This is a genomic window from Micromonospora sp. DT68 (assembly GCF_049847245.1).
Classification (GTDB): domain Bacteria; phylum Actinomycetota; class Actinomycetes; order Mycobacteriales; family Micromonosporaceae; genus Micromonospora; species Micromonospora profundi.
In genome coordinates, this window is the sequence record NZ_JBNCNZ010000036.1 from 1 (window position 1) to 10,813 (window position 10,813).

Annotated in this window: 10 protein-coding genes and 2 pseudogenes; 3 read left to right on the forward strand and 9 right to left on the reverse strand. The window is 68.4% G+C overall.

The window, feature by feature from the left end; translation table 11 throughout:
• The first annotated feature begins 569 nt into the window (after window positions 1-569).
• Entirely contained in the window at window positions 570-908 is a 339-nt protein-coding gene (locus ACPXB1_RS30220) for a hypothetical protein (protein ID WP_425736137.1), read from the forward strand.
• Here the strand turns inward: ACPXB1_RS30220 and ACPXB1_RS30225 are convergent.
• The 4 genes and pseudogenes from ACPXB1_RS30225 to ACPXB1_RS30240 all read right to left on the reverse strand — a co-directional run bounded on the left by ACPXB1_RS30225 (window position 872) and on the right by ACPXB1_RS30240 (window position 2,563).
• The gene (locus ACPXB1_RS30225) at window positions 872-1,186 is read right to left on the reverse strand and encodes a hypothetical protein (protein WP_425736138.1); all 315 of its coding nucleotides are present in this window, start codon (window positions 1,184-1,186) and stop codon (window positions 872-874) included. The two genes, ACPXB1_RS30220 and ACPXB1_RS30225, sit on opposite strands and share 37 nt — an antisense overlap.
• Window positions 1,187-1,293: 107 nt before the next feature.
• Window positions 1,294-1,692, reverse strand: a complete 399-nt coding sequence (locus ACPXB1_RS30230) for a helix-turn-helix transcriptional regulator (protein WP_425736139.1) — start codon at window positions 1,690-1,692, stop codon at window positions 1,294-1,296.
• A gap of 178 nt (window positions 1,693-1,870) precedes the next feature.
• Window positions 1,871-2,176: pseudogene (locus tag ACPXB1_RS30235) on the reverse strand (transposase); the annotation flags it as partial.
• A gap of 3 nt (window positions 2,177-2,179) precedes the next feature.
• Window positions 2,180-2,563: a transposase gene (locus tag ACPXB1_RS30240; RefSeq protein WP_425736140.1), complete on the reverse strand. Its 384-nt coding sequence runs from the start codon at window positions 2,561-2,563 to the stop codon at window positions 2,180-2,182.
• Window positions 2,564-2,605: 42 nt separating this feature from the next.
• On the opposite strand from ACPXB1_RS30240, the gene ACPXB1_RS30245 reads away from it, so the two are divergent.
• Window positions 2,606-3,133, forward strand: coding sequence for a hypothetical protein (locus tag ACPXB1_RS30245; RefSeq protein WP_425736141.1), 528 nt, complete (start codon window positions 2,606-2,608; stop codon window positions 3,131-3,133).
• Window positions 3,134-3,350: 217 nt separating this feature from the next.
• Here ACPXB1_RS30245 and ACPXB1_RS30250 read toward each other — a convergent pair whose 3' ends face one another.
• From ACPXB1_RS30250 to ACPXB1_RS30260, 3 genes are all read right to left on the reverse strand, one after another.
• Window positions 3,351-3,782 carry a hypothetical protein gene (locus ACPXB1_RS30250; protein WP_355598183.1) on the reverse strand — a complete coding sequence of 144 codons (432 nt, stop codon included), beginning with the start codon at window positions 3,780-3,782 and terminating at the stop codon, window positions 3,351-3,353.
• Window positions 3,783-4,197: 415 nt separating this feature from the next.
• The gene (locus ACPXB1_RS30255) at window positions 4,198-5,445 is read right to left on the reverse strand and encodes an MFS transporter (protein ID WP_355598185.1); all 1,248 of its coding nucleotides are present in this window, start codon (window positions 5,443-5,445) and stop codon (window positions 4,198-4,200) included.
• 1 nt (window position 5,446) lies between these two features.
• Window positions 5,447-6,031, reverse strand: coding sequence for a winged helix-turn-helix domain-containing protein (locus ACPXB1_RS30260; protein WP_355598187.1), 585 nt, complete (start codon window positions 6,029-6,031; stop codon window positions 5,447-5,449).
• Window positions 6,032-6,236: 205 nt separating this feature from the next.
• On the opposite strand from ACPXB1_RS30260, the pseudogene ACPXB1_RS30265 reads away from it, so the two are divergent.
• A pseudogene (locus ACPXB1_RS30265) lies at window positions 6,237-6,794 on the forward strand (transposase family protein); the annotation flags it as partial.
• A 210-nt stretch (window positions 6,795-7,004) separates the two neighbouring features.
• On the opposite strand, the gene ACPXB1_RS30270 reads toward ACPXB1_RS30265, so the two are convergent.
• Together ACPXB1_RS30270 and ACPXB1_RS30275 are read right to left on the reverse strand one after the other, a co-directional pair.
• Window positions 7,005-8,738, reverse strand: coding sequence for a hypothetical protein (locus ACPXB1_RS30270; RefSeq protein WP_425736142.1), 1,734 nt, complete (start codon window positions 8,736-8,738; stop codon window positions 7,005-7,007).
• Between the two features lie 802 nt (window positions 8,739-9,540).
• Window positions 9,541-10,518 carry a phosphotransferase family protein gene (locus ACPXB1_RS30275; RefSeq protein WP_355598191.1) on the reverse strand — a complete coding sequence of 326 codons (978 nt, stop codon included), beginning with the start codon at window positions 10,516-10,518 and terminating at the stop codon, window positions 9,541-9,543.
• Window positions 10,519-10,813: the final 295 nt, after the last annotated feature.

Below are 10,813 nucleotides of genomic sequence, written 5' to 3' on the forward strand. Positions count from 1 at the left end.
TGGCGAGCCGCCGAGATCACCTGCACCCCAAGATGATCCACCATGGACCGACCACCAAGTTACGAGACGTCCCTTAGCGACACCGTGGACATCAACTGGAGCGACGGCACGGTTGTCAAGGCCGGGGCAGAAACCGCTCATGACCGGGAGTTGTATCTGCCCCGCGGCTGGTGCGACGACTTCCTCGAGAAGCTCACCGAGGTCGTTCAGCAGGAACCCGTTGACTTCGGCCGAAAACGTCTGATCTGGATCTTCTTCGCTGGTACCTCAAAAGTAGGTTCCGAAGTTAAGCCTTGCCCGCAGTCGGCCTCAACAGGACGACCGGCGAATGCTCGCGGTGGCTCCCTCCATCCGCGGACATGCAGCTCGGCGATGCCGCCGGCAGCCGCACCGTCCCCATCCATAGTGGTCGCCCGCTCGGCGGATGTGATACGCGGTCCGGACGGGCGACAATGGCGAAATGTCAGCGAGGGGACACTGACCGTGATCGCATCCTCGATAGCCGTTTAGAGGGCCCGGCCTGGGGCGAGCCGGGGCTGACGGCGCGTGCCGGCCGATACCCGTTGGCCGTGGAGGCGCCAGTCATGGCGGGCGTCGACATCCTGGTCCCCGGCGTCTCGACGCTGAGCCACTACGCCCGCTACTACGCCCGCTACTACGCCCGCTACTGGGCGCTGGCCGCCCACGCGGAGGCCACCGGCCTGGACGAACAGCGGTGCCGGCGGACCGAGGTGGCGCTCGCGGTGATCTCCCGGGCCGCCGGCACGGACGGCCCGGATCCAGCGCCGGCGCACGGCGTGGACGCCCTGGTCCGGGTCGCCCCGGAGCCGGGCCGCGAGTTCAGCGTCGCCGACCGTGAGGGCCAGCGGTTCTACTCGCTCCGGGCCTGGGGTTTCTGGTCCCAGTAGGGCGGGTCGAGCATCAAGTTGGGCACCGTGACGGTGGATCGAGGCGCGCTGCGCAGCGGCCGGCGCACCTGCCCGCCGTCGATCGTCGACATGTTCCAGATCGCGGCCTCGGTGATCCGGTCTGGTTGCAGCCCCGGACCCGGGTCGGCTCGGACCACGTTCTTGGCGTCGTCGCGCCGTGCCTGGGCGTCGGCGTTGTCGCTGGTGATGGTGTGCGGGGTGACGACGTAATCGAGGTCGCCCGGCTCACGGGCGGCGTCGCCGACCCAGGCCGCCATAGTGACACCACCCCGCAGGACAAGATGCTCACCGGGACGTTGCCGCGACAGCTGCCAGGACGTGATTCATGGCAGCACGTCGGGCGCTGACCCACCGCCGGCCGGTGCTACCCGCGGCCTGCCCAATCAGGAAGCGCAAGTTCTTTGAGCTGCCTGCGGGAGGTGATGCCCAGCTTGCGGAAGATGCTGCGCAGGTGGGCTTCGATCGTGCGCGGGCTCAGGAACAGCTGTGCGCCGACCTCCCGAGAGGTCGCTCCCGTGGCGACCAACCGGGCGATGTGCAGCTCATGGGCGGTGAGCGCGTCGGTCGGCTGAGCGGCGCGTTTTCGTGGATGTTCACCGGTGGCGCGTAGTTCGCGGGCGGCACGCTCGGCGAACGCCTCCGCACCCATACCGGACAGCAGCTCGTGGGCGGTGCGAAGTTGTTCGCGGGCCTCCCGACGGCGGCCCTCGCGGCGCAGCCACTCGCCGTAGACGAGATGGGTACGAGCGAGGTAACCGCCCATCCGGCTGTGCTTGAGAGCGCGTTTCACTTTGCTGTCAGTCGGGTGTGTTGAAGGTGAGGCGTTGTTGGCGGGTGGCGGGTTCGCCTCGGGTGAGGCGGCGGAGCATGCCGCCGAGGGCGGCCCATCGGATCATGGCCTCTGACGTTGCGCGGTGGGTTTCGTAGTCGCGGGCCAGGCGGCGGTGGGCGGTGATCCAGGCCAGGGTCCGTTCCACGACCCAGCGGCGGGGGTGCACGACGAAGCCGCGCTGGTCGGCGGGTTTGCGGACGATCTCGACGGTGGTGCGCAGCAGGTCGCGGGCCCAGTCGACGAGGCGCCCGGCGAAGCCCGTGTCGGCGAAGACATGCCGGATCGGGGTGGCCGCGTAGGTAGCGAGCAGGGCTCCTTTGGCGCCGTCGCGGTCCTGCCAGGACGCGGCCAGGACCCAGACGGTGACCAGGAGCCCGAGGGTGTCGGTGACGATGAACCGCTTCCGGCCGTTGATCTTCTACCCGGCGTCATAACCGCGGGAGTCCCGCGGCACAGTGTCGGCGCCCTTCACGCTCTGCGAGTCGATGATCCCCGCCGTCGGCTCCGGGTCACGGCCGTGAGCCACCCGGATCTGCTCACGTAGCTCGGTCAGGATCCGCTCGGTCACGCCCCGACTGTTCAGCCGCGTGAAGTCCGCGTACACGGTCTGCCACGGCGGAAAGTCGACCGGCAGGGACCGCCACGCGCAACCGGTACGCACCACGTACAAAATGGCGTCGATGACCGCCCGCCGGGAATGCTTCTCCGGTCTGCCCATCCACTGCGGAGACGGCAGCATCGGCTCGATGATCTCCCACTCGGCGTCGGTCAGGTCAGACGGGTACCGCCGCACTCGATCCATGCCTGCCTACCGACCGAGCTACACCCATCGGCCGGACCCACTGTGCGACACACCCGACCAACCCACAAACCAAACGCGCTCTCACACGCAAGCTCGGTCGCCGTCAAGGGCGGCACGCTCGGCGGCAGCGGTTTCGTGGGAGGCAGCATCCGCGTCAACAGCGGCGTGTTGCAGCCCGGCCTGTCGGCCGCGGAAGCGGCGTCCGCATTGTCCGTTAGTCTCACCGACCTTCCGCAGGGCAACGTCCTGAAGGTCGGCGGCGACGTGACCATCAGCCGAGCGGGTCGCCTCGCCATCACCATTTCCGGCGACCGCGACTACACGAGCGTGCGGGCCACGGGTGCCCTGGTGCTGGACGGCGAACTCACCCTGGACGTCCGCGCGCCCATCACCCCGGGCACGGTACTGACGATCATGAGCGGGGCCTCGATCAAGGGCAACTTCCACTCCATGCCGGAACGGCGGGTCCTGAACGTGGGCGGCCACATGTTCCGGGTGTCCTACAAGGGCGGCGCCATGACGCTGACCGCCGAGCGGACGCTGCCGAAGGCACGATCCGGCAACGCCTAGCCACACGTGGCCTGGTCAGCCAGGCTCTGGTTCGACTGAGCCTGGCTGACCGGGCCCTTGCCGAACAGAAATCACGACCCTGGTGGACGCGCTCGCCGACATCCTCGCCTGGTTGACCCACCGACGCCGGCACCACGAAAACGCCAAGTTCCGCCCCTACGCCCACCACGCCTTCGCGCCTACCGAAATCTCCCCCATCAGCGGCGTCTGCGGGCGCTCATCGACCGGGGGTGAAGAGGTCCTCGCCGCTGATCACCAAGCACCCGAACATGTCGCCGAGGACCGCTCGTTGGTGTTCCGTGAGCGGGTTTACGAACACGGCAACACCAACCTCTGCGGCCCGGCACGCTTGCGCGACTTCGCGCGCTTTGCCCTGGCTAAGCAGTGTCCGCCGCGACAACGGCAACGCCATCTTGGCCGCGCCGCCGTGCGAGACACCCCGCCGCTGAATGTGCCGGCTCACTACCCGCCCGCCATGTACCTCCACCAAAGCCGCCAGCACATCTAGCTTTGCGCCGAAGCCCTTATCCTTTGCCGGGAACAGGCCTACGAGCGCCACGCCGGCGCCCGTCAGCACGGAGGTCAGTGACTCGCTCGGATATTGCCGCACGGGGGCATGGTGGCAGACGCCACCCAGGCACCCGCTCATCGGCTACGCCTCCGCGCGAGCGCCAACGCTGACGCATTCGGATCCACCGAAGAGGTCACCGTTCAGGAAGCCCTTGCGGCTGCGTCCACGGGCGTGGTGGGAGATCGTCACGAACTCGACGGCGCCACTCCGGGCACCACCAGCGTGAAACGCGAACTCATCTACCACGGCTGGTGCGATTTCTTCGCGGGCTGGCGGCGTCGACCCGCTGCACCTGTCGGTGGGGCCGGGCGACTGACGGCGTCCACTCTCGATGGTCTGGTGGTGGAGAAGAGGGTGCCGTTGCCTGGGCGTTGGCTGCGGGGGGGGTCACCGAGGTCCATCTGGGTTCTTCGAAGTTGGGAGGGGTTGAGGTGTTTGCGGTGGCGTGGGGTGGTGGCGAGCCGGTGGAGTTCGGTTTCTGATCGAGAACGGTCTACCCAATGTCGACGGTGGAGCGCTGTCGCGGGGCTGAGCGCTGCCGTAGGGCGGAGCGTAGGCCCACGTAGGCGACCGCGCCCGAGGCCAGGTAGAGCGCGGCCTGCACGTTGAGCACGAGCACGACGTTGAGCGCGTCACCGAGCAGGCCGGCGGCCACCATGCCCAGCCCTTGCGATGCGTTGTAGATCGCGTAGTAGCCGCCAAACGCCCGACCCAGGTCGGTGTTGGGGACGCTCTGTTGGATCTGTGCGAACGCCCCGCTGTTGTAGGCGATGCCGGGTACGCCGACCAGGATGAACAGCAGGACGTACCACTCGGGCTGGCGGGTCACCGCCGGCCCGTTCCAGATGACCAGGCTGACCAGGGCGAATGTGGTGGCGCCGAGGCTCATCAGCAGTCGAGGACTGAGCCGCGCGCCCAGTGTGCCGACGATGAGCCCGCCCGCCACGCCGCCGATCGCCTGGACACCCCGCAGCACACCGGTGAGCGTGCCGTCGGCGTGCAGCGCGCGGCTGACGAAGACCACGAAGAGCACCACGAACAGGCCCTGCGCGATGCCGCCCAGCGCCACGCTCAGGAACGTCACGCGCACGGTGCTGTTGTGCAGCATCGCCGCGAGGCCGGACCGCCAGGCGCCGAGGAACGACGACGTACGCTCCGGCGGGGAGGCGCCGTGCTGGACGGCTCGGGGGGCGACGGCGATCAGCGCCGCCGCGACCACGAAGGCCACGGCGCTGCCGATCGCCAGGTAACGGGTGCCTTCGCGGGTGATCGCGAATCCGCCGAGCGAACCGCCGATGAGCCGCCCAACGCTGATGGTGAGCGCCACCAGGCTGTTGGCGCGTACCAGGTGTGCGGCCTCGATGAGGTTCGGCAACGCGGCGTTGCGGGCGGAGTCGAACGTCTGGCTCAGCACCGCCTGGGTGCCCGCGACCAGCGAGATGATCCACAGATGATGCTCGGGCCGACCCAGCAGCGGGATCACCGCCGCAGCCTGTAGCACCGCAACGCAGGCCATGAGCCGGAACCTGTCGAAGCGGTCGGCCAGGGCGCCGGCGAAGGATCCCAGCGTGATGCCGCACAGTAGCTCGACGAGGAAGACGGCGGAGGTGATGAACGCCGAGCCGGTCACCCCGAACACGTAGATCGGCAGCCCGGTGAGCAGCAGCCAACTCGCCACGCTCGAGCAGAGCCCGGCGAGCAGGGTCAGGGCGAATCCGCGGTGACGCAGCAGCGTGAACATCTCAGATGAACTCAGGCGTGGGGTATGCCTGCAGACTGAGAGTGACCCGCCGGGCTTCCGCTGGGGGCGCGTGGCGCACCGGACGCAGATAGGGTCGGATGACGGCGTCCAGGGTCAGCGTGAGGTGGCGCAGTTCCTCGGGGGTGACCGCGAGCGTGTAGGTGTGGAAGGTCGCGCCCTCCCGCCACTCGTCCGTCAGCTTGTGCCGCTGGCGCTGGTAGCGCTGCAGCGCCTCGAAGACCTCGTCGAGCTCGAGTGCGGCAAGTGCGTCGTTGGCCTGCTGCCCGTCGACGTCACCCGGCTCGGGCCGGAACTCCAACCCGGTCGAGGTGGCACGCCAGGGCCGGTCGCGCCGGTTGACCCCCTCGGCGGGTGCTCGTTCGATGAGTCCGTGACGGCCGAGTTGGCGCAGGTGGTAGCTGCAATTCGACCCGGTGTCGCCGAGTGCCTCGGCACACTGCGCTGCGGTTCTCGGGCCGGCGGCCAGCAGGTAGCGCAACAGCCGCAGTCGCAGAGGGTGCGCGAGCGCCCGCAGTTTGGTCGCGTCCTGCACGCGCACCCGGCGTTCCGGCTCCTGCTGCTCCATCGGCACTCCTAAACGAAAGACTTATTTCGTTTATACGCCTCCAGACCCAGCACTCACAAGGAGTGTTTCGCATAGGTCTCGTCTCGTCGGAATCTCCGAGAATCGAGCACGTCCGCTATGAGTCGACCCAGATGGCGAGACCTGCAGCTCGTTGGTGATCATCTGAGCGTCGAGTTCGGATAGTCACAGGTGAAGAGCTGCGAGCATGGTCAACGACGCAACCAAGCTGTTGGGTCTGGACGGCTCTGGTGGTGGAACGAGTCGAGCTGAACGCTGAGGGCGTTCCGGTGGTGAGCCTGTCCACCGGTTGTGAGCAGGCACGATGCTGCCCGCAGTGCGGGTGAAGCAGTGGGCCACGACCCGGCCGCGGGACCTGCCGGTCGCCGGTCGACCAGTGCGGCTGCGCTGGCGCAAACGACGCTGGTACTGCCCGACGCCGGCCTGTCCGCGTCAGGCGTTCACCGAGCAGGTCGCCCAGGTCCCGGCCCATTCACGACTGACCACACGACTGCGGCAGACGGCCGGGGCGGCGGTCGCCGACGGCGGACGCACCATCGTGCAGTCCGCCCGCGACCACGGCATCTCCTGGCCGATCGTCGCGGCCGCGTTCACCACTCACGCGAACAGCGTGCTGCCGGACGAGCCGGAACCGGTCGCGGTGCTCGGCATCGACGAGGTCCGGCGAGGAAAGCCGCACTGGATCTGGGATGCCGAAGCCGGCTCCTGGACGGTCACGGCGGATCGCTGGCACGTCGGGTTCTGCGCCCGGTGCCCGGCGCGGTGTGCCTGGCCGGCGCCGGACGGCTCGTCGCGCTGCGTGGGCTGCTGCGGTACGCGAAGACTCTGCGGGTGTACGGGCGTGACGGCTTCGGGCTGGGCGCTAGCGCTCGCGCTCGCGGCAGACGGGGACGGGTTCGGAGAGTACCTCTACGCTGCCGTAGACCCGCCCAGCGGGCTGCCGAACGTGTGGGCGCTACGCCTGAGGGGTCCAAGTCTGATATGGCCAGGTGCCGGCGGCACGGGCCCGGTCCACCAGCTCGGGTGCCTGGGCGGTGACCTCGATGACGAGCTGTCCTGCATATCCGGCCATCGCTTCCGGGTACGTCCGTAAGGCAACCAGCAGCCGCCCAACTGCGCTGAGACGTTCGACGGCGATTGGCCAGTCCTGACGGTCGACGGCGAGGGCGGCGGTGAGCAGCAGGGTGTTCGCGTACTCCCAGGCTGCGTGCTGGTCCAGCACGGCCAGCTCATGACGGATGGCGTAGGCATGTTCGGCCAAGGGCGCCGCGGTCGCCGTCTGCCGGCGTTCGAGCAGCGCGGCGGCGAGATTGTGCAGGGCCGTGCCGAGGATTCGACGCAGCCGTGGGTAGGCCGCGTCCGCGTCCGCGCAGCGGTCGATGACCTCGGACAGCAGCATGATCTGGTCTTCGTGACGTCCGGTGGCTTCCGCGACCACGGCGGCGTCGACCATGTGGGTGACCGCGTCGGCCAGCGCCTCCCGCTCGGTGGCGGTCCCGCGTAGCAGGCCCTCGTGCCGCCGGACGGCAACGACCACGGACAGCCAGGCAAGGTCCCAGGCGTCGTCGCAGTGGCCGATCCGGTGCCGGAGCATCGCCCGCTGGTAGAGGGCTGCGGACCAGAGGCGCCGGACGTCCCCCCGGGCCGGGTCCGACGTCGCCCCGTCGTACAGGCTCAACTCGTCGGCGAGCTCGGCGAGGACGCGGTCGGCCTCGATGATCTGGTCCGCGTCGGCCAGAGAGGTTTCTTGATCGAGCCGGGCGGCACAATCGGCGATCACCGACGGGTCAGCGGGCGGGCGGTTGCCGGGTGCGGCGCCGGTCACCCGCGACTCCGCCGCCAGCCGCGCCGCGAACCCGCCGGCGGTAACGTCGGATGGTGAGGGCTGGGCCAGCAGATCCAGGTAGGAGCGGCGTATCCGCCACGCGCCCGAGTCGGGAACCACCAGGTTTTCCGGCGCGGCTTGTTGCAGCTGCGCCAGCGACGCCTCGATCCGCTCTAGTCGCTTCTGCGCTCCGGAGCCCTGGAACATCTGTTCTAGCGAGTACTGTTCGGTCAGCGCCACCCGCATCAGGTCCGGCCGCCCCAGAGTGCTGGCTACCCGCGCGAAGATTCCGAGGGCGTCCGCCAGGTCGATCACGGCGGCCGCCTCGCCGGTGTCGCGGGCGAGCCCACGCTGGAGGTCGACCATCTCGGCGGCTAACGGTCCCAGGACGGAGGGGTCCGTCTCGAGTCGCAGGGTGACCAGCCCAGTCAGTGCCGCGGTCCGAGCGCGGCGGGCGTCGAGGCCGTCGGCAGGCCGGGGCGCGACCAACCGCCACACCCGTTCGACGACATCGCGCCCGCGATCGACGAGCCCGCTGCCGGCCAGGATCTGGCCCGCCTGCACGGTGCGGACCACGGCGTCGGCATGCCAGTCCGGATCGGAGAGCAGATCGCCGGCGAGCGCGATGACCTCCTCGGCCTGTTCCCGCAGCTCAGTGACGTCACCGCCAGCGGCGAGCCGTTCCTGAGAGAGGTTCAGGGTGGCGCGGCCGAGAGCATGCAGCAGACGCCCCGGATCGCCGAGACCACGGGCAGCGGCAACGGCCCGCTCAACGGCAGCCCGGGTGTCCGGGCCGATGCCGGCCCGCGCGGTGATCTCGTCGGCGGCGCTGAGCAGGCGGTCGACCTCGGCAGGTGTGCTCATCACACGTCTGGAGTCACACCGTCGGCAACGGCAGATGCCGGCTCACGCAATGCGCTAGTTCGATCACCGACACCTCTGGCCACCTCCAGTGCTGTACGACGAGTTGCCCTGACCGGCTGCGAAAAGCGCCATTGCCCCGGATCGGTGCCCGCGCTAAGCACCGCGAGCAGCAGTCGACCGATCATGAAACCCGAGGTGCCGCCCGCCCCGGCGAGGCACGCCCCGTGCAACAGCCGCGAGCCAGCACGTCGCGATCCGCTCTCATCCAACAGTGATGTGACAGGCCGTGAGGGCATGCCGCACTTCTACCAGGAGCCAGAGGAAAGATAAAGAAGGTCGATACGGTCTCGCGGATGCCATGAAGTTCTGCGAAGACGCCGATATAACGACATTCTACGCAATCGCAACGTCCATCCGCGCGTACAAGGCGTTCGCAGGCGGGTCAGGCGTTCATCCCAGAAACACCAACCATGGCGGTACGAGGGTCCCTGCGGCCGTTCGCGGTCGCACCCAGGTCCTATGTGGGGCCCGCAGCATGAGCGGGCCCCACATACCGCTCGAACCTTCCGGCTCCATCCGATCGGCAGTCATACATGCCGGAGTACGGCAACGCGTTGAGGGGTCCGCGCTGTCACCGACACGTCCGGAAGTTGGCGACAGGATCTCAGATGTCACCTATCGGTCCAGCAGACCCCGGCACTGGCCGAGATGCGATCCGACTTGGAGCAGCACGCCCCGGTTGCTGCCGAGCAGTCTCGAGTACCAGCACAGGAAGCGCCCAGCGGAATCAGCGCCAGGGCCGTCAAACGGCGCCGAGAGCTTTGGTGATGTTCCACTCGGCTAGGTCCAGCATCCATTGCCGATTGGGGAAGTCGGTGTCCGCGATCCGCAGTGGACCCTCGATCAGGGACAGCACCTGCGCGTACCGGTACAGCTCCAGCCTGTCGGGGTCGAGATCGACCGGGCGTAGTAGCGGGTAGGCGTCACCGAAGCGCATCTGTAGCCAAGCGTGCTCCCACTCGACGTCGAAGTACGCTAGGCCTTCGATATCGATCATGACGGGTTCGCCAGCGGGCGTGACGAGTACGTGATCCGGGCCGAGTTCGCCGTGTACCAGCCCATATGTCTCGCGTGCCGTAACCGCGCTCCGGAGGAGACGCACATGCCTGACGATCCGGTCGTGTGCGTCGGCCAGCCGCGTGTCTCGGTCGGCTGCGGCGTGCAGGTGGCTGAGCGCCCGGTCCACAACGATGTCCTCGGTGCGCCGACGCTGAGGTGCTTCGCCGCGGGCGATAGCGGCGAGCTTGCCGTACTTCGGGCCGAACGTGGTGTGCATGCGTCTCAAGGCGTCACCAAGCGTGGACAGCGGTGTGGCGGCGCGTGCCGGGTCGCGTTCCATCAGCGTTTCCAGCCTTACCGCACCGACGTCCTCGATCAATGCAGCGTCGGTATCCAGGTAGCGGCCGTCGCGATCGAGCATCAGCAGCCGTGGAATCCGCACTCCTGCGGCTTCGAGAGCAGCGTGATTGGTGGCGAATAATTCCGCGCCGGACGCGTCAGTGAACGGGTCGTCCGGGACGGCCGGCGACGGCGGCCAGTAGTTCTCGCCGGCCGCCCATACATAGAGGATCACAGTCGTCTGGTCGTCCAGGCTGAGCCGGTAGACCCCCTTTTTGCTGCCGCCGGTTAACCGGTCCAGCGCAATGAGCCGCCGACCGGACCCGAACCGATCGGCCACCAGGTCGCGCACATCGTCCCGCTGCAAGAACGCCCGCTTCATGATCGCCTTTCGTTGGGCGCCCACGCTATCTGGGTCGTAGGTGCCACACAATCGCGTTAACGAGTGGACCGCCACGATTTGCGACGTCACTAGACGCCCACCCGCCAGGGCATAGACACGTGGGGCCTCGAACCGACCCAGTTCGACGACTGATCGCCGGAACAGCCTGCGCTTCAGCGCGTTGCGCACAGCTTCGGTCACCAAGATCTGCTGCACTGTTCTCGGCAGTTGCGGGTGGTCTCGTGGTAGCCGCCTCATCGCCCGGCGGCCGGCTGAACGAGGTCCGGGCCGCCGG